Annotated in this window: 24 protein-coding genes and 1 pseudogene; 18 read left to right on the forward strand and 7 right to left on the reverse strand. The window is 71.4% G+C overall.

Annotation, left to right across the window (positions count from 1 at the left end):
- Positions 1-510, reverse strand: a 510-nt coding sequence (locus BR85_RS12860; protein ID WP_028497035.1) for a helix-turn-helix domain-containing protein, incomplete at its 3' end; no start/stop codon positions are given.
- Positions 511-610: 100 nt separating this feature from the next.
- Here BR85_RS12860 and BR85_RS12865 point away from each other — a divergent pair.
- The 5 genes from BR85_RS12865 to BR85_RS12885 all read left to right on the forward strand — a co-directional run bounded on the left by BR85_RS12865 (position 611) and on the right by BR85_RS12885 (position 4,698).
- Positions 611-1,375, forward strand: coding sequence for an SDR family NAD(P)-dependent oxidoreductase (locus tag BR85_RS12865; RefSeq protein ID WP_028497036.1), 765 nt, complete (start codon positions 611-613; stop codon positions 1,373-1,375).
- Positions 1,376-1,472: 97 nt separating this feature from the next.
- Positions 1,473-2,144, forward strand: a complete 672-nt coding sequence (locus BR85_RS12870) for a Type 1 glutamine amidotransferase-like domain-containing protein (protein WP_028497037.1) — start codon at positions 1,473-1,475, stop codon at positions 2,142-2,144.
- Positions 2,145-2,162: 18 nt separating this feature from the next.
- Positions 2,163-2,738 (forward strand): TetR/AcrR family transcriptional regulator, encoded by a 576-nt coding sequence (locus tag BR85_RS12875; protein ID WP_028497038.1) that lies wholly within the window; start codon positions 2,163-2,165, stop codon positions 2,736-2,738.
- Between the two features lie 128 nt (positions 2,739-2,866).
- The gene (locus BR85_RS12880) at positions 2,867-4,009 is read left to right on the forward strand and encodes an ABC transporter permease (RefSeq protein WP_028497039.1); all 1,143 of its coding nucleotides are present in this window, start codon (positions 2,867-2,869) and stop codon (positions 4,007-4,009) included.
- Positions 4,006-4,698: an ABC transporter ATP-binding protein gene (locus BR85_RS12885; RefSeq protein ID WP_028497040.1), complete on the forward strand. Its 693-nt coding sequence runs from the start codon at positions 4,006-4,008 to the stop codon at positions 4,696-4,698. Before BR85_RS12880 ends, BR85_RS12885 begins: the two co-directional genes overlap by 4 nt.
- A 10-nt stretch (positions 4,699-4,708) precedes the next feature.
- Here BR85_RS12885 and BR85_RS12890 read toward each other — a convergent pair whose 3' ends face one another.
- A complete protein-coding gene (locus BR85_RS12890) occupies positions 4,709-5,539 on the reverse strand; it encodes an ADP-dependent NAD(P)H-hydrate dehydratase (protein ID WP_028497041.1) in 831 nt (276 codons plus the stop codon).
- Positions 5,523-6,251 (reverse strand): histidine phosphatase family protein, encoded by a 729-nt coding sequence (locus BR85_RS12895; protein ID WP_028497042.1) that lies wholly within the window; start codon positions 6,249-6,251, stop codon positions 5,523-5,525. The genes BR85_RS12890 and BR85_RS12895 overlap by 17 nt, the downstream gene beginning before the upstream one ends.
- Positions 6,252-6,407: 156 nt before the next feature.
- Here BR85_RS12895 and BR85_RS12900 point away from each other — a divergent pair, with 156 nt between their 5' ends.
- Positions 6,408-7,394 (forward strand): aldo/keto reductase, encoded by a 987-nt coding sequence (locus tag BR85_RS12900; RefSeq protein ID WP_028497043.1) that lies wholly within the window; start codon positions 6,408-6,410, stop codon positions 7,392-7,394.
- Positions 7,395-7,535: 141 nt separating this feature from the next.
- On the opposite strand, the gene BR85_RS12905 is transcribed toward BR85_RS12900, so the two are convergent.
- Together BR85_RS12905 and BR85_RS12910 are read right to left on the reverse strand one after the other, a co-directional pair.
- Complete coding sequence (locus BR85_RS12905; RefSeq protein ID WP_028497044.1) at positions 7,536-7,937, reverse strand: VOC family protein; 402 nt, start codon at positions 7,935-7,937, stop codon at positions 7,536-7,538.
- Positions 7,934-8,215, reverse strand: a complete 282-nt coding sequence (locus tag BR85_RS12910; RefSeq protein ID WP_028497045.1) for an ArsR/SmtB family transcription factor — start codon at positions 8,213-8,215, stop codon at positions 7,934-7,936. Before BR85_RS12910 ends, BR85_RS12905 begins: the two co-directional genes overlap by 4 nt.
- A 97-nt stretch (positions 8,216-8,312) precedes the next feature.
- Here BR85_RS12910 and BR85_RS12915 point away from each other — a divergent pair, with 97 nt between their 5' ends.
- On the forward strand, positions 8,313-8,669 hold the full coding sequence (locus BR85_RS12915) for a VOC family protein (protein ID WP_028497046.1): 357 nt from the start codon (positions 8,313-8,315) through the stop codon (positions 8,667-8,669).
- 10 nt (positions 8,670-8,679) lie between these two features.
- Positions 8,680-8,817 (forward strand): annotated as a pseudogene (locus tag BR85_RS15810) (SDR family NAD(P)-dependent oxidoreductase); the annotation flags it as partial.
- A gap of 104 nt (positions 8,818-8,921) precedes the next feature.
- On the opposite strand, the gene BR85_RS12920 reads toward BR85_RS15810, so the two are convergent.
- The gene (locus BR85_RS12920; protein WP_028497047.1) at positions 8,922-9,518 is read right to left on the reverse strand and encodes a fasciclin domain-containing protein; all 597 of its coding nucleotides are present in this window, start codon (positions 9,516-9,518) and stop codon (positions 8,922-8,924) included.
- A 178-nt stretch (positions 9,519-9,696) separates the two neighbouring features.
- The gene (locus tag BR85_RS12925) at positions 9,697-10,410 is read right to left on the reverse strand and encodes a FadR/GntR family transcriptional regulator (RefSeq protein ID WP_231478723.1); all 714 of its coding nucleotides are present in this window, start codon (positions 10,408-10,410) and stop codon (positions 9,697-9,699) included.
- 133 nt (positions 10,411-10,543) lie between these two features.
- Between BR85_RS12925 and BR85_RS12930 the strand changes: the two genes are divergently transcribed.
- From BR85_RS12930 to BR85_RS12975, 10 genes are all read left to right on the forward strand, one after another.
- Positions 10,544-12,142, forward strand: a complete 1,599-nt coding sequence (locus BR85_RS12930) for an ABC transporter substrate-binding protein (protein WP_028497049.1) — start codon at positions 10,544-10,546, stop codon at positions 12,140-12,142.
- 81 nt (positions 12,143-12,223) lie between these two features.
- Positions 12,224-13,180, forward strand: coding sequence for an ABC transporter permease (locus BR85_RS12935; protein ID WP_028497050.1), 957 nt, complete (start codon positions 12,224-12,226; stop codon positions 13,178-13,180).
- Between the two features lie 4 nt (positions 13,181-13,184).
- Positions 13,185-15,254 (forward strand): dipeptide/oligopeptide/nickel ABC transporter permease/ATP-binding protein, encoded by a 2,070-nt coding sequence (locus BR85_RS12940; RefSeq protein WP_036273066.1) that lies wholly within the window; start codon positions 13,185-13,187, stop codon positions 15,252-15,254.
- Positions 15,251-16,054, forward strand: coding sequence for an ABC transporter ATP-binding protein (locus tag BR85_RS12945; RefSeq protein ID WP_028497051.1), 804 nt, complete (start codon positions 15,251-15,253; stop codon positions 16,052-16,054). Before BR85_RS12940 ends, BR85_RS12945 begins: the two co-directional genes overlap by 4 nt.
- A 27-nt stretch (positions 16,055-16,081) precedes the next feature.
- Positions 16,082-17,026 carry a dihydrodipicolinate synthase family protein gene (locus BR85_RS12950; protein WP_036273068.1) on the forward strand — a complete coding sequence of 315 codons (945 nt, stop codon included), beginning with the start codon at positions 16,082-16,084 and terminating at the stop codon, positions 17,024-17,026.
- A complete protein-coding gene (locus BR85_RS12955) occupies positions 17,026-17,976 on the forward strand; it encodes an ROK family protein (protein ID WP_036273070.1) in 951 nt (316 codons plus the stop codon). Before BR85_RS12950 ends, BR85_RS12955 begins: the two co-directional genes overlap by 1 nt.
- Positions 17,973-18,662, forward strand: coding sequence for an N-acetylmannosamine-6-phosphate 2-epimerase (locus BR85_RS12960; RefSeq protein WP_028497053.1), 690 nt, complete (start codon positions 17,973-17,975; stop codon positions 18,660-18,662). Before BR85_RS12955 ends, BR85_RS12960 begins: the two co-directional genes overlap by 4 nt.
- Positions 18,662-19,447, forward strand: a complete 786-nt coding sequence (gene nagB, locus BR85_RS12965) for a glucosamine-6-phosphate deaminase (protein ID WP_028497054.1) — start codon at positions 18,662-18,664, stop codon at positions 19,445-19,447. Before BR85_RS12960 ends, nagB begins: the two co-directional genes overlap by 1 nt.
- Entirely contained in the window at positions 19,447-20,397 is a 951-nt protein-coding gene (locus BR85_RS12970; RefSeq protein ID WP_051526382.1) for a DUF4862 family protein, read from the forward strand. Before nagB ends, BR85_RS12970 begins: the two co-directional genes overlap by 1 nt.
- Positions 20,390-21,304 (forward strand): alpha/beta hydrolase, encoded by a 915-nt coding sequence (locus BR85_RS12975; RefSeq protein ID WP_051526383.1) that lies wholly within the window; start codon positions 20,390-20,392, stop codon positions 21,302-21,304. The genes BR85_RS12970 and BR85_RS12975 overlap by 8 nt, the downstream gene beginning before the upstream one ends.
- Positions 21,305-21,371: the final 67 nt, after the last annotated feature.

The following is a 21,371-nucleotide window of genomic DNA, read 5'->3' on the forward strand; positions in this document are numbered from 1 at the left end:
GTGGTCGGCGCGTGCGTACACGTCGCGGGACCCGGGCTCGGTGAACCATCGGTACACCACCATCCGCGAGAGGCCGGTGAGGCCGGACAGATCGCCGAGGAGGGCCTTGGCGGGGCCGGTCTGCAGTAGCGTCTCGCCGAGCTCGTCGATGACCTGGGCCGGGGTGTCGGAGAGGCGGTCGAGGATGCGGAGCATGCCCGGGGAGACGTGCGACGTGGAGCCCACGCGATCCGGTGCCGCGTGACCGGCCAGTCGGAACAGGTGGTCTCGCTCCGCGGTGTCGAGGCGGAGCGCCCGAGCCAGCGCCGAGAGCATCTGGGTGGACGGCTGCGGTCCACGCCCCTGCTCGAGCCGGTTGAGGTAGTCGGTCGACATCGTCGCGAGCTGCGCGACCTCCTCGCGCCGCAGACCCGGCGCCCGGCGCCGCGGACCGCGGGCGAGCCCGACATCCTCCGGCTGCAGTGCGTCGCGGCGGCGGCGGAGGAACTCCGCGAGCTGATCTCTGTCCACCGCACCATGCTGGTCGACCACCCCGCGCCCAGCAAGGGAGCGCGAATCCCACGATCGGCATTGCCTGGATGCCGATGCGTCCCACGGCGAACGTGGGGGCATGACCACTTCACGCATCGTCCTCATCACCGGCGGGTCCCGTGGCCTCGGCCGCGCCTCCGCGCTCGCGCTGGCCGACAGCGGCGCCGACATCGTCCTGACGTACCACTCGAACGCCGCGGCCGCCGCCGGCGTCGTCGCCGACATCGAGGCGAAAGGGCGCCGTGCTCTCGCGCTCCCGCTCGATACCACCGCGCCGGACACGTTCCCGGGGTTCGCCGCGGCGCTCCGCACGGCGCTGCAGGCAGGCTGGGGCCGCGAGACGATCGACGTGCTCATCAACAACGCCGGTTTCGCCGGGAACACACCGTTCGGCGGGATCGAGCGCGCCGAGATCGACGCGCAGGTCGCGGTCCACTTCACCGGCGTGGTGCTGCTCACGCAGCAGCTCGAGCCGATGCTCGAACGCGGTGGCGCCATCCTGAACACGTCGACCGGTCTCACGCGGATGCCGGTCAACGCCGTGTACTCCGTGTACGCGGCGATGAAGGCCGCGGTGGAGACCTGGACTCTCTATCTCGCGCAGCAACTTGGACCGCGCGGCATCACGGTGAACGTCGTCGCCCCGGGTGCGACCGCGACCGACTTCGCCGGTGGTGGCATCCGCGACGACGCTGCGTACCGGGACAGGATCCTGCCCACCGTCGCCCTGGGGCGCATCGGCGAGCCGCACGACATCGGCGCGGCCGTCGCCGCGATCGTCGACCCGCGCATGGGCTGGGTCACCGGGCAGCGCATCGAAGCCTCGGGCGGACAGCGCCTCTGACCACGGCGCCGACCCCCCTGCGTCGCGGCACCGGGCGCCGTATCGTGGCGACGCGGGTTCGAACGCCGCGCACGGATCCGAAGCCCGGGAGGCATCCATGAAACTGCTCCTCACCTCGGGTGGCGTGACGAACGACGCCATCCGCTCCGCTTTGCTCGCCATGCTCGGCAAGTCGATCGACGAGTGCGACGCCCTCCTCATCCCCACGGCGCAGTGGGGTCAGCCGGCGTGCTCGCCGCAGACGGTCTGGATGTCGACGGCCGGCCGATGGCCGGGCGAGACCGGCCTCGTCGACCTCGGATGGAAATCCGTCGGCCTCCTCGAGCTGACCGCCCTCCCGAGCATCGGCGGCGACCGATGGATGCCGTGGGTGCAGGCCGCCGACGTCCTCCTCGTCGACGGTGGGGAGGCGGTATACCTCGCGCACTGGATGCGCGAGTCCGGCCTTGCCGACGTCCTGCCCTCGCTGGCGGACACCGTCTGGGTGGGCGTGAGCGCCGGGAGCATGGTCATGACCCCGCGCATCGGGCCGGAGTTCGTCGACTGGAGACCCGGCGGAAGCGATGAGACGCTGGGCGTCGTCGACTTCTCGATCTTCCCGCACCTGGACTATCCGGGCTGGGACGAGAACACCTCGGACGCCGCACGGCGCTGGGCGGCGAAGATCGCCGGACCCGCGTATGCGATCGACGACCAGACGGCCATCTCCGTCGTCGACGGCGCCGTCGAGGTCGTCTCTGAAGGGCGCTGGACGGCTCTGAACACCTGACGGCGGCATAATTGCACGGTGCCCAAGATCACCGCTCCCACCGTCGCGGAGCATCGCGCCTCGCAGCGCGCGGCGCTCTTGCGCGCCGGTGAGGCGGTGCTGCTCGAGTCGGGCATCCCGGGCGTGAATCCGCGAAGCGTCTGTGAGCGGGCGGGGCTCACCCGGTCGAGCTTCTACGACTACTTCGCGACGAAGGACGACCTGCTCGTCGCGATCGCCATCGACGCCATCGAACGCTGGGATGCCGAGATCGAGCACGCCCTCGCCGGTGCGGATCCGGGCCTGCCGGAACTGCGGCGGTTCGTCGACGCGACGATGGAGATGACGGCCCAGGGCAGGCACGCGATCGCCGGGGCGCTCCGGGAAGCCGACCTCAGCCCGAGCCGGCTGGAGGATCTGATGGTGCTCCACGACGCGCTGATGCGACCCCTCCTGCGGGTGCTCGCCGACCTCGGCCTGGGGGAGTCGCGGTCGATGGCGTTCCTCATCCAAGGCGTCCTCGGTGCCGGCATCCAACTCGTCTCGCATGGGATGGACCACCGTACCGTCGCCGAGGACGTCTTCGGACTCGTCACCCGCGGCCTCGCCGACTGAGCAGAGCCGTCTCAGGCCCCGTCGGTGCCCGCCGCGGGGCGGCCGATTTCGTCGAGCCTGGTTTTGGTGACACAATGTCAGCAAGTTACCGACACACTGTCGGTAATAATCCTGATGCGAAAGTCTCCATGTTCCTTGCTCTCCGTGAGCTGCGGTTCGCCCGCGGCCGCTTCGCTCTGATGGGCATCGTGATCGCCCTCATCTCCGTGCTCGTCGTCCTCCTGTCCGGGCTGTCCTCGGGCCTCGTCAACGACGGTGTCTCAGGCCTGAAGGCCATGCCCGCCACCGGCTTCGCGTTCGACGAGGGCACGATGACCGACAACGCCTTCAGCCGCTCCGTCGTCGACGGCGTGCAGGTCGAGCAGTGGCAGGATGCCGACGGCATCGCCGCGGCGGAGCCGATGGGCGTCAACATCGTCAACGGTGTGACCGACGACGACACCCAGGTGGACCTCACCCTCTTCGGCGTCGTGCCGGACGGGTTCCTCTCGCCGAAGGTCTCCAGCGGTGAGCAGCTGGATGCCGTGGGCGGGATCATCGTCTCCGAGCCGCTGCGCGAGCAGGGCGTCCAGCTGGGGTCCGTCGTGACGCTCGACCGCCTCGATGTGGAGCTCACGGTCGTCGGCTTCACGGAGGGGCAGGCGACCTTCGGGCATGTCGATGTCGCCTATCTGCCGCTGAGCACGTGGCAGCTCCTGGCTTCCGGGACGGCCCAGCCCGGCGCTCCCACGCAGGAGCAGATCGAGGCGATGGACTTCGGCTACGCGAGTGTCGTCGCCCTCCTCGCCGAGGACGGGGCTGCCCTCGATTCCGCTGCGGTCGACGCCGCCGCCGGGACCACCACCATGACCCTCACCGAGGCCTTCAACGCGTCGCCCGGGTATGAGGCGGAGACGCTCACGCTCAGCATGATCCAGGTCTTCCTCTACGCGATCTGCGCCCTCGTCGTCGGCGCGTTCTTCACGGTCTGGACCATCCAGCGCTCGCACGACATCGCCGTGCTGCGCGCCGTCGGCGCATCCAGTCGCTACCTGCTGCGCGACAGTCTCGCGCAGGCGACGATCCTGCTCGTCGGCTTCACCGCGATCGGCGTGGCCGCCGGTGTGGGCATGGGCGCCGCGATGCCGGAAGCGATGCCGTTCGACCTCGAGCTCGCCCCGATCGCCCTGGCATCCGCCCTCACCATCATCCTCGGGCTCCTCGGCGCCGCCGTCGCGGTGCTCCGCATCGCCCGAATCGACCCGCTCCGCGCCCTGGGAGGACAGCGATGAACACCGAACCGACCATCCCCGCCCTCGAGATCACCGACGCGATCCTGGAGCTCGGCGACGGCGACTCGCGCGTCCGTGCCCTCGACGAGGTCTCGCTCAGCGTGCAGCCTGGTGAGTTCCTCGCGATCGTCGGCCCCTCCGGGTCCGGCAAGTCGTCACTCCTCGCCATCGCCGGCGCACTCTCCCGCCCCGACAGTGGTGCCGTCCGTGTGCACGGCACCGACCTCGGCGGTCTGTCGAAGGGCGCCGCGACGCGGTTCCGCCTCCGCAACATCGGCTTCGTGTTCCAGTCCGGCAACCTGCTGCCCTCGCTGACGGCCACCGACCAGCTCCGCCTCGCCGGGCGCCTGGCGGGCAACCGCCGCGTCGATACGGCCTCGCTGCTGGACTCGGTCGGCATGGCACACCGCGCGGGACACCGGCCGGGGGAGCTCTCCGGCGGCGAGCGTCAGCGCGTCGGCATCGCCCGGGCTCTCGTGAACGACCCGAGTCTGCTGCTCGTCGACGAGCCCACCGCGGCGCTCGACCGCCGACGCAGCCACGAGGTCGTTCGGGTTCTCGCCGACCGCGCGCACGGTTCCGGCGTTGCGGTCGTCATGGTCACGCACGACCGCGACGTCCTCGAGCACTGCGACCGGGTCCTCGAGATGATCGACGGGCGTCTGGGCGCGCCGGTGCTCGCGCACTGACCCGGCGGCCTCAGACCTCGCGGACGGCCGGAGCGAGTTCTTCGGCGAGCTCGCGCGCCAGAAATCCGATTCCGCGCCGCTGCGTCAGCCGATCGCCGGCGCGGGCGTGCGCCCACGCCCCCCACGCGGCCGCGCGCACCGGTGGCATCCCGCGCGCCGCGAATCCGGTGATCGCGCCGGCGAGCACATCGCCCGACCCGGCGGTGCCGAGACCCGGCCCGCCGCCCTCGACCTCCCAGAGCTCGCCGTCGGGCGTCGCGACGACGCCGTAGCAGTTGACGATCGCGCGGTGGGTCTGCGCGATCTCGGCGACGCCTGCCGGGATGTCCTCCGGCTCCCGCCCGAGCAGGATCGTGGCTTCGTCGAGGTTCGCGTTCACGATGAGCGCATCGGGGAGGCTGGAGCGCCGGACCTTCAGCAGCGCGGCGACCGCGAAGGCGTCGACGACGAGACAGACCACGTCGCACGCGGCGATCATCCGGAGCCGCGCAAGCGTCTCCCGGGGGTCGTCGAACCCCGGGCCGATGAGCACGGCGTCGGCCGCCGCCAGTTCCGCGGCGAGCGTGGAGTGGGCCTTCCGTCCCCGCGGCCCCAGCTCGAACACACCGGCCTCCGGGAAGCTCATCCGGATCACGTCGGAGATCTCCGGGAGCACCGCGGCGCCGACCTTGCCGGCGCCGACGCGCAACGCCGCCTCACCTGCGAGCCGCACGGCTCCGGGGGACAGCGACGAGCCGCCCACCACGACGAGCCGTCCCCTGCTGTTCTTCGAGTCGCCCGCCTCGGGCAGCCCCCAGCCCCGCAGCAGCTCGGGGGTGACCGGCTCACTCCGGTGCGACATCGGGGCTCCCGGGGTGCACGGTGACGTCGGCGCCGGCGCGCTCGAGGTGGTCGACGTTCGAGAATTCCGCCAGCATCCACTCGTCGCCGTCCCGGTGCAGGTGGGTCACGGAGGCGTTGAGCACCGTGTTGCTCGCGGCGAACGCGAGCAGCTCGGCCTCGTCCATCCGCGTCAGGATCGCGATGAGCAGCATCACGACGGCGTCGTGCGCCACGATGAGTCCGACCGTGGCGGGGGAGTCTCCGGCATCCCTCAGGAACGACCGCAGCCGGAGCGCGACGTCGGCCCACGATTCCCCGCCGGGCGGGCGATGGTAGTACTTGCCCAGATGCGCGCGGCGTTCCGCCTCTTCCGGATGCCGGGCGGCGACGCCCTTCCGGGTCAGCAGATCGAGGATGCCGAGCTCCCGGTCGCGAAGCCGGTCGTCGGCGAAGACCGCCCCGATGGCGGGCCCATCCGCGACGGCGAGCGTGAAGGTCTGCTGCGCGCGCACGTATGGGGACACCCACGCGATCTGCGGCGCGGGGTCCATGGCGCGCAGCCGCATGCCGAGGGCCCCCGCCTGTTCGACACCGGTGTCCGACAGCGGCACGTCGGCATCCCGCCACTCGAGCGAGATGGCTTCCCGGCCCTCGATCTCGGCGCGCGTCGCGGCGACGTTTCCCGCACTCTCTCCGTGTCGGACCAGCCAGAGCTCTTCCACAGGCGCCATGCGTCGAGGCTCGCACGCGCGGGGGATCCCGTCACACGGGGTTGACGGTGCGCCCCCGCCGCGGTAATCGGGCGGGGGCGCACCGACCGGCCCCGTGCTGCCGGCAGGATGCAACGATGGGGGAATCTTCCCTTCGACCCAGGAGTCCCGATGACCATGCAGTACACCTCGCTCGGCCGCACCGGGACCGCCGTCTCGCGCCTCGCGCTCGGCACGATGAACTTCGGCGACCGCACGTCGGAGGAGGACGCGTTCGCGATCATGGACCGCGCCCTCGAGCTCGGCATCAACTTCTTCGACACCGCGAACGGCTACGGGGGCCGCGGCGGCCGCGGCGCGACGGAGGAGATCATCGGCCGGTGGTTCACCGCGCGGCCGGGCGTCCGCGACGACATCGTGCTCGCCACGAAGGTGCACTCGCCCATGGTCGACCCGGTCGACGGCGAGGATGTCGTCAATGCGCGCGGCGCCTCGGCGTGGCAGGTGCGCCGCGAGGCGATCGGGTCGCTGCGGCGGCTGCAGACCGACCGCATCGACCTGTACCAGTTCCACCACATCGATCGCCACATCTCCTGGGCGGAGATGTGGCAGGCGATGGAGGTGCTCGTCGCGCGCGGCGAGGTGGTCTACACCGGCAGCTCCAACTTCGCCGCGTGGAACATCGCCCAGGCCAACGAGATCGCGAGCCGCCGCAACTTCCTGGGTCTCGTGAGCGAGCAGTCCCTCTACAACCTCACGCAGCGCTCCATCGAGCTCGAAGTCATCCCCGCCGCGCAGAACTACGGACTCGGCATCCTGCCGTGGTCGCCGCTCGGCGGCGGACTGCTCAGCGGCCCGTCGACGGATGCCCACGGCCGGTCCGCGGGCAGCTGGACGACGAAGGCCCGCGCAGAGCGCCAGGAGCAGATCGACGGCTACGAGACCTTCGCGCGCGAGCGCGGGTGGGCGCCGGCATCCCTCGGCGTCGCATGGCTGCTGCACCAGCCGGGCGTGACGGCGCCCATCATCGGGCCGCGCACGATGGCGCAGCTCGAGTCCGCCGTCGCCGCGCTCGAGATCCAGCTGAGCGCGGAGGACCTGGCCACGCTCGACGAGTTGTTCCCCGGCCCGGGCGGCCAGGCGCCGGAGGCCTACGCCTGGTAAGTCGCGCTTCGCGCCGGCGCGCGCCGCGCGTACGGCACGGGAGGAGATGACGCGTCGGGAGGTTCGATGCGCCGAACCGCACCTCCCGAGGCGCCATCTCCTCCGCACCGGTCGCCTGACCGCGGCCGTGCGTCCGAGCGCCTACGCCTGGTGATCGGGGTGGAACTGCGCGATCTGCAGGAGGTTTCCGCAGGTGTCGTCCAGCACCGCGACCGTCACCGGACCGAGCGGCGTGGGCGGCTGGGTGAAGGCGACGCCGAGAGCGGAGAGCCGCTCGTGCGTCGCATGGATGTCGTCGACCCCCAAGACGCACATGGGGATGCCGTCGGCCGCGAGCGCGTCGGCGAACGCGACGGCGGCGGGATGCGACTTCGGCTCGAGGGAGATCTCGGTGGCGTCCGGCCGATCGGGGTCGACCACGGTGAGCCACCGGTGCTCGCCGAGCGGGACATCCGCCGCGACGGTGAATCCGAGCTTCTCGGTGTAGAACTCGAGCGCCCGCTGCTGGTCGTCGACGAAGATGCTGACCGTCTGGAGTTTCATGGGAGATCCTTCCGGGTAGGCCATCGCTGCGCGATCTGCGCGAGTGGGGCGGTGTCGATCGTGTGGAGCTTGAAACGCCCCCGCTTCTCGGTGCGGACGAGTCCGGCCGCCTCGAGCAGGTCGAGGTGCTGGGAGACGGCCTGGCGGGACGGCGTCAGTCCGTTGTGCATCGCCAGGCTCGTGCACAGCTCGAACAGCGTCTGCTCGTCTCGCGTCAGAAGCTGATCCAGCAGTGCGCGCCGCGTCGGATCGGCGAGCGCCTTGTAGACATCGGCCACACCCGAAGAATAGGCAAGTAAATGCTTGCCTGTCAAGGATCGCGTTGACCGGCGGCCCGTGCCGCGGGCATCATGACGTCTGAGGGCAGGAGGCGCCATGGCGGTGACGGGGATCGGCGGGCTCTTCTTCCGCAGCCGCGACCCGGAGGTGCGCGCCGCGTGGTACCGCGAGCACCTCGGCATCGAGGCGGGACACGACGGCATCTGGCAGCAGGATGCCGGCATGACGGTGTTCGCGCCGTTCCCCGAGACCAGCGACTACTTCGCGGAGGACCAGACGTTCATGCTGAACCTGCGGGTGACCGACCTGGCCGCGCTCGCCGCACGGCTCGAAGCCGCCGGCATCCCCGTCGAGCGCCGCACGGAGTGGGACACCGAGGACTACGGGACCTTCGCGCGCATCCACGACCCGGAAGGGCTCCCCATCGAGCTGTGGCAGCCACCGGCGGGCTGAGAACGGCGAAGAGGGGATCCGCATCAACTCCGTCGCGCCGGGCGCCATCGACACGCCCATGCTGCGCGACGCCCTCGACCGGTTCGGGTTCGATGCGGACGAGTACGCCAAGCAGCTCTCGACGCTCGGCCGTTTCGGTCAGGCTCGGGAGATCGCGCAGGGGCCCGCGCGCGGGAGGCCGCCGCCTGCGCATGGAAGGACCCGCCGCGGCGACCCGGACTCTGTTCGCCGCGGCGGGAGTGCAAGACCCGATCAGCCCGCCGGAACGAGCACCCGGTCGATCGTGTGGATGACGCCGTTGGACGCCTGGATGTTGATCGCCCAGAGGACGAGCCGGGGGTCGCGCAGCGACGGAGTCGCGTCGCGGAGCGTGATCCCGCGCGGCTCGACGATGCCGTCGTTCGCCATCGTGAGGGACTTCGACGTCAGGACCTTCACGGGACTCAGCTTCTGCCCCGACACCACGTGGTACAGCAGGATGTTCGCGATCTGCTCGGTCGTGAAGGCGCTCGTGATCGTCGTGAGCGCTTCGGCTTCACTCGCCGGGGTCGTACCGGTGAGGTCGGTGACGAGGCGGAGGAAGGCGCGGTCGTTCGGCGCGAACACGGTGTAGGACGTGCTCGTGTCGGACAGCGCGGTGTTGAGGCCCGTCGCGACGACGGCCTGCACGAGCAGGTCGTAGTCGTAGGGGTTCTGGTCGGGCGTGCCCCCGCCGGAGGCGGCCACTGCGACGTCGACGATCGTCCCGCGAGCGGGGGAGCCGCCCCATGCCTGGGCGGGCAGGGCGGTGAGCGTCAACGCGGCGGCCGCGACGGCGGCGACGGCGAAGCGGACTCGGTTCTTCATCATTCAGCTCCTTCGGTGAGATGCGTCCGAGCTCCTGTGCCGGGCGTCATGAAGGTATTCCGGACGAACCGGTCCCCTGGATGCACCCCGCGCGGAATTCATCCGCGCCGAAGCGTGGGTGTGCCCGCCCCGCACCCGCCATTCGGCGCGGATCGACGACGCGCTCCCGAAGCGCGCCGGATCAGGCGGTGGCGGCCGAGATCGACCGCTGCAGCGGCCGGTAGTGCTCGATCACGGCCTGGCGGTACCCCTCCACATCGCCGCGCAGCGCCGAGGCGAGCATGTCGCCGTGGGCCTCCGCGGTGTGCTGGATGTCCTCCGGCATCGCGATCCCCAGCTGCGGGATGACCGCCGTGTGCACGTCCCAGAACGCACCGACGAGCTGCACCGCCAGCCGGTTGCCCGTCACGGAGAAGAGCTTCGTGTGGAAGGCGCGGTCCGCCTCGAGGAACACCTCGCCCCGGGAGGCCTTGTCGACCATCTCATCCACGAGGGCGGACAGCTCCGCCGCATCCTCGCCCACCGCGCCGTTCACGATCGTCTCGGCGAGCGCAAGGTCGAGTGCCAGGCGCACCTCGACCACTTCGCGGAGGGCGTTCAGCGTCCCATCCGGGGAGAGGACGCCCCGGAACACGAGCGCCTGCACCATAGGGTCGAGGGACATGGCACCGACATATGTGCCGTGGCCGTGCCGCACATCGACGATGTCGAGCGTCGACAGCGTCCTGATCGCCTCGCGCACGGATGAGCGCGAGACGTTCAGCGTCTCGCACAGCTCGGCCTCCGTCGGCAGCGGGTCGCCGGGCTTCAGATCGCGGGTGAGGATGAGCTTCTTGATCTCATCGGCGGTCGTCGAGCGCCGCATGCGCGAGCCGCTCTTCTCAGACACTGGCATCCAGACTCCGTCCCCTCGTCTGTCGAAGATTACAAGTTGATTTCCTGCGTTGTGTTACGCGGGAGATTGTGTTTATAGTACATCGGACGTCAGATGTCCGACAAGTGCGTCCCACATCCCATCTGGAGAACACATGAATCGATTCCCCACCCGCCGCACCGCGGGTCGCATCACAGCCGTCCTGGCGGGCACCGTTGCCGCCGCGGTCGTGCTGGCAGGCTGCGGCGGCGCCGCGTCGACGCCGACCGACAACGCGCCCAGTGCGGCCGAGGTCGACCCCGATGCCATCATCGAGGCCGGCATCTCGTACGCCCTGAGCGGCAGCTTCGACCCGATGATCGCCTCCGGCGCCGTCACGGTCGCCGCGAACTGGCACATCTTCGAGGGTCTCGTCGACCTCGACCCCGTCACCAAGGAGCCGTACGCCGCGCTCGCCGCCGAGCTCCCCACGGCGATCGACGACACGACGTACGAGGTCGACATCCGTGAGGGTGCGACGTTCCACAACGGCGACCCGGTCACCGCGGATGACGTCGTCTTCAGCTACGAGCGCGTGATGGACCCGGCGAGCGGTTCGCTGTTCACCACCTACATCGACTTCATCGACACCGTCACGGCCGTCGACGAGGACACGGTGCAGATCACGACGGACTACCCGTTCTCGCTGATCAACAGCCGCCTGGGCATCGTGAAGATCGTCCCGAAGGCACTGGCGGAAGCGGATGCTGAGGCGTTCGGTTCCGTACCGGTCGGCTCCGGCCCGTACTCGCTCGTCTCGGCTGTGCCCGAGGACAAGCTGGTCTTCGAGCGCTACGAGGACTACAACGGTCCCCGCCCGGCTCTCGCCGCCGGCATGAACTGGAACCTGCTGGCCGACTCGGCGGCGCGCGTGACGGCGATGTCGTCGGGCACCATCCAGGCCATGGAGGACGTCCCCTACATCGACGTCGATCAGCTCGCATCGGCCGCCGACGTCGAGAGCGTCCAGTCGTTCGGTCTCCTCTTCATGATGTTCAACACGAAGGCGGCGCCGTTCGACGATGCCCGCGTGCGTCAGGCGTTCTTCTACGCGCTCGACATGGACAAGATCATCGAGACGGGCATGCTCGGCAACGCCACGGCCGCGACCTCGTTCCTGCCCGAGACGTACCCGAACCACCACGAGGCGTCCACGGTGTACACCTACGACGCCGACAAGGCGAAGTCGCTCCTCGAAGAGGCCGGCGTGTCCGACCTGGCGATCACGCTCCTGACCACCGACACCGGCTGGGTGAAGGAAGTCGCGCCGCTCATCAAGGAGTCCCTGGACGCCATCGGCGTCGACGTCACGCTCGATGTCAGCCAGTCCGCCGCGCAGTACGCGAAGGTCGACTCCGGCGACTACACCGTCATGGTCGCCCCCGGTGACCCCTCGGTGTTCGGCAGCGACCCCGACCTGCTGATGAACTGGTGGTTCGGCCAGAATGTCTGGACCTCGACGCGCACGAGCTGGGCGGACAGCGACGGGTACGCCCAGCTGCGCACCCTGCTCGACCAGGCCGTCCAGCAGGACGGCGACGCGCAGCAGAAGACGTGGAACGAGGCGTTCGACCTGCTCGCCGAGGAGGCCACGCTGTACCCGCTGTTCCACCGGAAGCTCCCCACCGCGTGGAGCAGCCAGGAGCTGGTCGGCTTCCAGCCGGTTCCCACCACGGGGCTGTCGTTCCTCGACGTGGGCGTCGCCGCAGGCTGATCCCACCCACCCCCCCTACGGCGGGGGGTGCGTCCCCCAGCGCACCCCCCGCCACCCCACCCCTCAGGAAAGGAGCGGTCCGTGTCCAACACGCTCCGCCTCATCGGACGCCGGCTGCTGCAGTTGCCGCTGATGATCCTGGGCATCACCTTCCTGGTCTTCTTCGTGATGTCCTTCTCGCCGGTCGACCCGGCGCGCACCGCGCTCGGCGAGACCGCTTCGCCGGACGCGCTCGAGGCGTACCGCCAGTCGCACGGCCTCAACGACCCGCTGTTCGTCCGCTACGTGGCGTTCCTGTTCGGGCTCCTGCGCGGCGACTTCGGCACCTACTCCGCACGCAGCCTTCCCGTCGGCGACGAAGTGGCCCGCGCGTTCCCGGTGACGCTCTCGCTCACCTTCCTCGGCCTCCTGATCGCCGTCGCGGTCGCCTTCATCCTCGGCGTCGTCGCCGCGGTGTACCGCGACCGCTGGCCCGACCAGGTCATCCGCATCCTCGGCGTCGCGTCGCTGTCGACGCCGTCGTTCTGGCTCGCCATCCTCCTCATCCAGCTGTTCACGCTGCAGCTCGGCATCCTGCCCGCCTCCGGGCGGCTCCCCGACTTCTTCGCCGACCCGGGCGGATGGCTCGCGCGGATGACGCTTCCCGCGCTCGCGCTCGCGGTCCCCGTGATCGGCCAGCTGTCCCGGGTCGTCCGGACCTCGATGGTGGAGGAGCTCGACCGCGACTACGTCCGCACGGCGCTCGGCGCCGGCATCCCCCGCCCCGTCGTCGTCGCACGCAACGTGCTGCGCAACGCCCTCATCACCCCCGTGACGGTCCTCGGCCTGCGCGTGGGCTACCTGCTGGGCGGCGCGGTGGTGATCGAGGTCATCTTCGCGATCCCCGGCATGGGCACGCTGATCCTCAACGGTGTGACCAACAACGAACCCAACCTCGTACAGGGAGTCACCCTCGCGGTGGCCCTGGCCTTCGTCGTGATCAACATCATCGTCGACCTCCTGTATGTCCTCATCAATCCCCGAATCCGGGCGGTGTGACACCATGCGACGCAATCTGACCCAACGACTCTCCCTTCCCGGTCTCCGGCTCGGGAGTCTGTCCCTCGGCTCCAAGATCTGCCTGACGATCATCGCGATCGTGGCCCTGGCGGCGATCTTCGCCCCGTGGATCGCGCCTTACGACCCGCTGGCCTCCGGAGCACCCGTGCAGGCGCCCAGCGCCGAGCACTGGTTCGGCACCGACCGGCAGGGGCGCGACATCTTCTCCCGCCTCGTCTACGGCGGGCGCTACTCCCTGACGATCGGCCTCGGCGCGACGGCCGTGGCTCTCACCGTCGCGGTCGTGCTCGGTTCCATCGCGGCGACAGCCCCGAAGTGGATCGCCGAGACGCTGATGCGCGTCATGGACGTCATCATGTCCTTCCCCGGCATCGCGCTGGCCGCCGTGTTCGTCGCGGTGTTCGGCAAGTCGCTGCCGGTGCTCGTGCTCACGATCGCCTTCCTCTACGTGCCGCAGCTGACCCGCATCGTGCGGGCGAACATCCTCGACCAGTACGGCGAGGACTACGTGTCGGCCGTGCGCGTCATGGGCACATCGACCCCCCGGATCGTCATCAAGCACGTGGCCCGCAACACGATGGCCCCCGTCCTCGTCTTCGCGACGGTCCTCGTCGCCGACGCGATCGTCTTCGAGGCGTCGCTGTCGTTCCTCCAGGCCGGCGTGCCCGACCCGGAGCCGTCGTGGGGCAACGTGATCGCGGCCGGTCGCAACCTCCTGATGAGCGGCGCCTGGTGGGCGACCTTCTTCCCGGGTCTTCTCATCATGATCACCGTGCTGTGCCTGAACATCCTCTCCGAGGGGATGACGGATGCCATGCTCACGCCGAAGACGCGCAAGCTCACGCTCGACGCGGCCTCCACCGAGCAGTCCACGACGGCGCTCGAGGCGGCGCAGGCACCGATCAGCGACGACGATTCGTTCGCGGCCAAGGCCGACGGCAGCGCCCTGGACGGCGTCGAGGTGCCGGTCGTCACGGTGAGCAGCCCGATCCTCAGCGCGACGACCAGGGTCATCCCGCTCGCCGAGCGCCTCGCCGCACTCCGCGACGTCGAGCTCGCCCGCGCCGATCGCCTGCAGTACACGGGCGACGCCGCACCGCTCCTGGAGGTCAAGAACCTCTCCATCGCGTTCCCGCGCCACGGCGTGGTCAACGTCGTCGACAACGTCAACTTCACGGTCCGGCCGGCGGAGACGATGGCGCTGGTCGGCGAGTCGGGCTGCGGCAAGTCGATCACCTCGCTCGCGATCATGGGTCTGCTCGACCCGCGCGCGCAGATCAGCGGCGAGATCCTCTTCGACGGCAAGGACCTGCTGAAGATGTCCGCCAAGGATCGCAACGCCCTCCGCGGCCACGACATCGCGATGATCTACCAGGATGCGCTGAGCTCGCTCAACCCGGCGATGCTCATCCGTTCGCAGATGAAGCAGCTCACCTCGCGAGGCGGCACGCGCACCGCCGAGGACCTGCTCGAGCTCGTGGGCCTCGACCCGCAGCGCACGCTCTCGTCGTACCCGCACGAGCTGTCCGGCGGTCAGCGCCAGCGCGTCCTCATCGCGATGGCACTGACGCGCAACCCGCGTCTCGTGATCGCCGACGAGCCGACGACGGCCCTCGACGTGACCGTGCAGGCCCAGGTCATCGACCTGCTCAACAAGCTGCGCGACGAGCTCGGCTTCGCGATGCTGTTCGTCTCGCACGACCTCGCTCTGGTCGCCGAGCTCGCCCACCGGATCACCGTGATGTACGCGGGTCAGGTCGTCGAGCAGGGCACGACGCGCGAGCTGCTCACCCAGCCCGTGCACGAGTACACCCGGGGCCTCCTCGGCGCGGTCCTCTCGATCGAGTCCGGTTCCGACCGTCTCCACCAGGTGCCCGGCACGGTGCCGTCGCCGCGCGACTTCCCGGCCGGCGACCGCTTCGCGCCCCGCTCGTCGAACCCGGCCCGCGGCGCCGGTGTGACCCCCGTCCGCCGCCGCATCGAGGGGACGGATCACTACTACGCCGCCCACCCGGACGATGCGCCCGTCATGCCGATCGGAGCCGCACGATGAACGAGACGATCATCCAGCTGGAGGATGTCCACGTCCGCTACAAGACGCGCACCTCCGGGCTGTTCACCAAGAACTACGTCGACGCCCTCGCCGGGGTCTCCCTGACCGTCAAGCGCGGCCAGACGCTCGGCATCGTGGGGGAGTCCGGCTCGGGCAAGTCGACCGCGGCCAAGGTGCTGGTGGGCCTGGAGCAGCCGACATCCGGACAGGTGGTGTTCGCCGGTGAGCCGGTGCGCACCTTCACGACCCGCGTGCGCAAGCGGCTCGGCAGCATCCTGTCGGTCGTCTTCCAAGACCCCGCGACAGCGCTCAACGCCCGGATGACGATCCGCGACGCCCTGCTCGATCCCATGCAGGTGCACCGCATCGGCTCACCGGCCCAGCGCGACCGGCGCGTCAAGGAGCTCATCGGGCTCGTCGGCCTCCCGCAGTCCGCGCTGGACGCCCTCCCGGGGCAGCTCTCGGGCGGGCAGCGTCAGCGCGTCGCCATCGCCCGCGCACTCGCCCTGGACCCGCAGGTCATCGTCGCCGACGAGCCGACGTCGGCGCTGGATGTCTCGGTGCGCGCCCAGATCCTCAACCTCCTCACCGACTTGAAGAACGAGCTCGGCCTCGGCATGGTCTTCATCTCGCACGACATCCAGACGGTGCGCTACCTGTCGGATGAGATCGCGGTGATGAACAAGGGCCGGGTCGTCGAGTTCGGCGACGCCGCCCGCATCTTCGAGAACCCCGAGGACCCCTACACCCGCAGCCTCCTGGGCGCCGCGCCCTCGCTGCTGCACCCGCAGACCCCCTGACCGCCGCCCTCTGACTTGGACACTTCTATGACCCTCCCCGCCACCCCCTCCGCCGCGCGATTCTCCGGCGTGGTCCCGCCCGTCGCGACGCCTCTGAACCTGGACGGCACCGTCGACCACGGCTCGCTCGCCCGCCTCGTCGACCACCTCATCGACGCGGGCTGCACCGGCCTCTTCGCGCTCGGCTCGACCGGCGAGACCGCCTACTTCACCGACACCCAGCGTGTGGAGATCGCCCGCACGATCGTCGACACGACGGCGGGCCGCGTCCCGATCATCGCCGGCGCCATCGAGCTGACCGCGGGCCGCGTCATCGAGACCGCCCGTGCGCTGGTGGCGGTGGGCGTCGACGCGATCGTCACGACGGCTCCGCTGTACACGCTGAACTCGGCCACCGAGGTCGCCGCGCACTTCCGCACCATCGCGGCCGCAATCGAGGTGCCGCTGTGGGCCTACGATGTGCCGGTGCGCGTGCACACCAAGCTGAGCCTCGCGCTGCTCATGCAGCTCGCCGCCGAGGGCGTCATCGCCGGCGTCAAGGACTCCTCCGGCGACGACGTGGGCTTCCGCCGCCTCCTCGCCGCGAACGAGGCCGCCGGCCACCCCCTGCAGCTGCTGACGGGCCACGAGATGGTCGTCGACGCGATGCTGCTCGCCGGCGCCGACGGCGTCGTGCCCGGCTTCGCGAACGTCGAGGCCGAGGGCTACGTGCGTCTCTGGGATGCCGCCACCCGGGGTGATTGGGACGCGGCGCGCACCGAGCAGGAGCGTATCAACGCGCTGTTCGAGGTCGTCTTCCAGCCCACCGGCCTGTCCGGCGACGCGACCGGCGTCGGCGCGTTCAAGGCCGCCATGGTCGCCCGCGGCATCATCGACCACGCGGTCATGGCGCCGGGGGTCGAGTCGCTGGACGACGCGGCCGTCGAGAAGATCCGCGCCATCCTCGACGCGCACGACCTGCTGCCTGCGTGATGGCCGACGTCGTCCTGGCCGTCGACATCGGGGGCACGAAGATCGCGGTCGGTCTCGCCGACGCGGATGACGTGATCCTCGACGAGATCGCCGGGCCGACACCGGGCGCGGCCGGACCGGCGGCGATCATCGCCACGGTCCTGCAGCTCGCGACGACCCTCCTCGACCGGATGCCGGGGGCCGCCCTGCGCGGGGTGGGCATCGGCACGGCGGGAGTCGTCGACGTCGGCTCCGGGTCGATCGTCTCCGCGACTGAGACGCTTGCCGGCTGGGCCGGGACCCGTGTGGCCGACGACGTCCGCGCCGGTCTCGCGGACCGGCTCGCGCCGGGTGCGGTCGTCCACGTGCAGAACGACGTCGACGCGCACGCCGCCGGCGAGCACCGGCACGGCGCCGCCGCCGGCGCCGACAGCGTGCTCGTCGTCGCGGTCGGCACCGGGGTCGGGGCGGGCGTCATCCTCAGTGGCCATGCCCTCCGCGGAGCGCGCCACGTCGCCGGTGAGATCGCGCACGTCCCCACCCCCGGCGCCGAGCACCTGCGCTGCCCGTGCGGACGCCCCGGCCACCTCGAGGCCATCGGCTCCGGCATCGGGCTGTACCGCCACTACCTGTCGCTCGGCGGCGACCCCGACGAGGTCGACGCCCGCGGCGTCGCGGCCCGCGCCGCGCGCGGCGAGGCGCTCGCCGCGCGCGCCCTCCGCGAGTCCGCCGCCGCCGTCGGCCGCGCCATCGCGGCCGCCGTCACGGTGCTCGACCCTGAGCGCGTCGTCATCACCGGCGGCGTGCCCGACATCGGCCCCGCCTGGTGGCAGCCCATGGACGACGCGTTCCGCGCCGAAGTCATCGACGCGCTCCAGGCCGTCCCGCTCGTCCCCGGCACCCTCGGTTCCCACGCTCCGCTGCGCGGCGCGGCCGCCTCCGCGTGGGCCGCCCTGAAAGGAAACCCATGACCACGTCGCCAGCGACGATCATCGACCGGCTGACCGGCGGACTCATCGTGTCGTGCCAGGCCTATCCCGGTGAGCCGATGCGCGACCCGCGCACGATGGCGCAGATCGCCCGCGCCGCCGTGATCGGCGGGGCCGCCGGCATCCGCCTGCAGGGACTCGACGACATCCGGGAGGCCGCCGACCTGGACGTCCCCGTCATCGGGCTGTGGAAGGACGGGAAGGACGGCGTCTTCATCACGCCGACCCTCGCGCACGCCCGCGCTGTCGCCGACGCCGGCGCCGACATCGTCGCGATCGACGGCACCCGCCGCCCCCGACCCGACGGGCTCACGCTCGCCGAGACGATCGCGGGGCTCCGCGACACGCACGACGTGCTCGTGATGGCCGACTGCGGATCCCTCGACGATGCCCTCGCCGCCGAAGCGGCCGGTGCGGACATCCTCGGCACGACGCTCTCCGGATACACCGGCGAACGCCCCAAGACCGCAGGACCCGACCTCGAGCTCATCGCCCGGGTACGGGCCGCGTGCACCGCGCCGATCATGGCCGAAGGCCGCATCCACTCGCCCGCCGACGCCCGCGCCGCGCGCGAGGCCGGCGCCGACGCCGTGTGCGTCGGAACCGCGATCACCCACCCCGCGACGATCACCTCATGGTTCGTCGCCGCACTCGGAGAGGACATCTGATGGAGATCATCATCGGCAGCGAGGAAGCCATCGGCGAACGGGGTGCCGACGTCTTCGCCGCGCTCCTGACCGCCCGCCCGGACGCCGTGCTGGGCCTTGCGACGGGCTCGAGCCCGCTGCGCATCTACGACGCGTTGGCCGCCCGGGTCCGCGCCGGCGAGATCAGCTTCGCGCAGGCGCGCGCCTTCACGCTCGACGAGTACGTCGGGCTCCCGGCCGGCCACCCGTGCAGCTACCGCCGGGTCATCGAGGAGGACTTCACGTCGCACGTCGACTTCGCGCCCGGCGCCGTGCAGGGTCCCGACGGCACCGCCGCCGACCTCGACGCCGCGTGCGCCGCGTACGAGGCGGCGATGGCCGCCGCCGGCGGCATCGACCTGCAGATCCTCGGGATCGGCACCGACGGGCACATCGGCTTCAACGAGCCCGGCTCGTCGCTCGGGTCGCGCACGCGGGTGAAGACCCTCACGGCGCAGACGCGCCGCGACAACGCGCGCTTCTTCGACGACGACGCGGATGCCGTGCCGCGGCACTGCCTCACGCAGGGCATCGGCACGATCCTCTCGGCGCGGCAGATCGTCCTCGTCGCAACGGGAGAGGCCAAGGCCGAGGCTGTCGCGCAGATGGCGGAGGGCCCCGTGTCGGCCATGTGGCCGGCCACCGCCCTGCAGCATCACCCCCGCGTCACGGTGCTCCTCGACGAGGCCGCCGCCTCCCGGCTGCAGCTCGCGGACTACTACCGCGACGCGTACGCCGGCCGGCATCTCGTCGCCGCGTCCCGCTGATGATCCCCCCGGTCCTGGTCAGCGCGTACGCCGCGTCGCCCGCCCACACCCACTGGGACCCGCAGCTGGAGGGCGCGCTCCTGGAAGGGCTGTGCGCCCTGCCCGGCGTCGTCGGCCTCGAGCTCCCCTGGCTGGGGGAGCTGCACCCGCATGACTCCGCCTGGCTGCGGGCGAACGTGCCCGCCGGTGCGACGCTCGCGCTCACCGGGCTGCCGTGGGTCATGCGGCGGTGCGAGGCCGATGCCGCGTACGGCATCGCCTCCGCCGACCCGGACGGACGCCGCGCCGCGATCGCGGACCTGCGTGCCCAGGCCGACGACGCGCGCCGGCTCAACGACGACGGTCGCGCGCGCGTCGCGGTCGTCGCCCTGCACACCGCGCCGCAGCTGACCGGCAGCGGCGACGCCCTCGCCGACTCCCTCGCCGAGATCGCCGGCTGGGACTGGGACGGCGCCGAACTCGTCGTCGAGCACTGCGACACGGCCGTGCCGGGGCAGCAGCACGAGAAGGGATTCCTCCCCCTCGCGGACGAGACGGATGCCGTCACGCGCAGCGGCGCGCCCGTCGGGCTGTGGCTGAACTGGGGTCGCTCGGCCATCGAGCTGCGCGACCCCGACGCCGTCACCGCGCAGGTGCGCGCCTGCGCGGACACCGGCCTGCTCCGGGGGCTCGCGTTCTCCGGCGCCGCCGCCGTCGACGGTCCGTACGGCGCGGCGTGGGTCGACGCGCACCTTCCGCTGGCCTCCGCCGACGAGGCGTCGGCGTCGCTCCTGGACGACCGGCACGTCGCGGATGCCGTCGCCGCGGCGGGCCCCCTCGCCTGGGCGGGACTCAAGGTCAGCAGGCGCCCGTCCGACCGCACGGCGGGCGATGTCCTCCGGACGGTCGCGGCGAACCTCGCCGTCGTCGAAGCGGCGTTCGCGCAGCATCCCGGCGCACGCGGTGCCTGACCCGGTCGGCCCGCGGCGGGGTGCCCGTCCGCCCGTCGCGCGTGCGCTCCGGGCAGCCCTCGACGCACTGGCCGCGGCACTGCCGACCGCGATGACCACCGCCTACCGGGCCGCGGCGACCGCGCGCGGCACGACCGCCGCCGCCGTCGCGGCCCGGTGCGGTCTCTCCGCGGAGGAGCGAGACGTCCACGGCATCCCTGTCACAGTCTTCCGCGGCCGCGCCGCGCAGCCCGCGGCGCGGGTGGTGTTCCTCCACGGCGGCGGGCTCATCGCCGGCGACCGGTTCGACGGGGCCGATGTCGTCGGCCGGCACGCCGGAGCGCTGGACCTCGAGATCTGGAGCGTCGAATATCCCCTCGCGCCCGAGCACACGTTCACCGCCATGGTCGACGCGGCGCTGACCGTCGCTGCCGCCGCCGGCGCCGACGGCACCCGGGTGCTCCTGGCAGGGCAGAGCGCGGGTGGGGGCATCGCGGCGGCCGCCGCGTGGGATGCCGCATCCCACGGCGTCCGCATCGACGGGCAGCTGCTCGTCTGCCCCATGCTCGCCCGGGCCGACCCAGCCGCCACCGCCGCGTTCCGCGACGACCCGTCGTGGAGTGCGCAGAACAGCACGTCCGCGTGGCAGGCGGCGCTCGACGGCGACGCCGCCCTTCCAGCGGGGGAGCGGCGGGACCCCCCGGCCCTGCCGCCCGCGTACCTGGACGCGGGTTCGGCGGAGCTCTTCCGCGACGCGATCACGGCGTACGCGACCGCCCTGTGGCGCGGTGGCAACCGCGCCGAGCTGCACGTCTGGTCGGGCGGGTTCCACGCCTTCGACTGCGCCGCCGAGGAGGCGGTCGTCTCCGCCGAGTCGCACCGGGTGCGCGGCGACTGGATCCGCCGCTGGCTCGACGGCGAGGTCTGAGGCGCGCGGTATCACCGCGGCGCGAGCGCCTCAAGCCCCCCGCGTGCCGGCGGCATCCGCGTTATGG

The organism is Microbacterium sp. UNCCL10 (assembly GCF_000746195.1).
In the GTDB taxonomy this organism is placed as follows: Bacteria; Actinomycetota; Actinomycetes; order Actinomycetales; family Microbacteriaceae; genus Microbacterium; species Microbacterium saccharophilum.

Excerpts from the sequence above, each read along its gene's own strand:
- BR85_RS12865 (WP_028497036.1), top strand. The coding sequence starts at position 611 with ATGACCACTTCACGCATCGTCCTCATCACCGGCGGGTCCCGTGGCCTC.
- BR85_RS12870 (WP_028497037.1), top strand. The coding sequence starts at position 1,473 with ATGAAACTGCTCCTCACCTCGGGTGGCGTGACGAACGACGCCATCCGC.
- BR85_RS12880 (WP_028497039.1), top strand. The coding sequence starts at position 2,867 with ATGTTCCTTGCTCTCCGTGAGCTGCGGTTCGCCCGCGGCCGCTTCGCT.
- BR85_RS12885 (WP_028497040.1), top strand. The coding sequence starts at position 4,006 with ATGAACACCGAACCGACCATCCCCGCCCTCGAGATCACCGACGCGATC.
- BR85_RS12890 (WP_028497041.1), bottom strand. The coding sequence starts at position 5,539 with ATGTCGCACCGGAGTGAGCCGGTCACCCCCGAGCTGCTGCGGGGCTGG.
- BR85_RS12895 (WP_028497042.1), bottom strand. The coding sequence starts at position 6,251 with ATGGCGCCTGTGGAAGAGCTCTGGCTGGTCCGACACGGAGAGAGTGCG.
- BR85_RS12900 (WP_028497043.1), top strand. The coding sequence starts at position 6,408 with ATGCAGTACACCTCGCTCGGCCGCACCGGGACCGCCGTCTCGCGCCTC.
- BR85_RS12905 (WP_028497044.1), bottom strand. The coding sequence starts at position 7,937 with ATGAAACTCCAGACGGTCAGCATCTTCGTCGACGACCAGCAGCGGGCG.
- BR85_RS12915 (WP_028497046.1), top strand. The coding sequence starts at position 8,313 with ATGGCGGTGACGGGGATCGGCGGGCTCTTCTTCCGCAGCCGCGACCCG.
- BR85_RS12920 (WP_028497047.1), bottom strand. The coding sequence starts at position 9,518 with ATGATGAAGAACCGAGTCCGCTTCGCCGTCGCCGCCGTCGCGGCCGCC.
- BR85_RS12925 (WP_231478723.1), bottom strand. The coding sequence starts at position 10,410 with ATGCCAGTGTCTGAGAAGAGCGGCTCGCGCATGCGGCGCTCGACGACC.
- BR85_RS12930 (WP_028497049.1), top strand. The coding sequence starts at position 10,544 with ATGAATCGATTCCCCACCCGCCGCACCGCGGGTCGCATCACAGCCGTC.
- BR85_RS12940 (WP_036273066.1), top strand. The coding sequence starts at position 13,185 with ATGCGACGCAATCTGACCCAACGACTCTCCCTTCCCGGTCTCCGGCTC.
- BR85_RS12945 (WP_028497051.1), top strand. The coding sequence starts at position 15,251 with ATGAACGAGACGATCATCCAGCTGGAGGATGTCCACGTCCGCTACAAG.
- BR85_RS12950 (WP_036273068.1), top strand. The coding sequence starts at position 16,082 with ATGACCCTCCCCGCCACCCCCTCCGCCGCGCGATTCTCCGGCGTGGTC.
- BR85_RS12955 (WP_036273070.1), top strand. The coding sequence starts at position 17,026 with ATGGCCGACGTCGTCCTGGCCGTCGACATCGGGGGCACGAAGATCGCG.
- BR85_RS12960 (WP_028497053.1), top strand. The coding sequence starts at position 17,973 with ATGACCACGTCGCCAGCGACGATCATCGACCGGCTGACCGGCGGACTC.
- nagB (WP_028497054.1), top strand. The coding sequence starts at position 18,662 with ATGGAGATCATCATCGGCAGCGAGGAAGCCATCGGCGAACGGGGTGCC.
- BR85_RS12970 (WP_051526382.1), top strand. The coding sequence starts at position 19,447 with ATGATCCCCCCGGTCCTGGTCAGCGCGTACGCCGCGTCGCCCGCCCAC.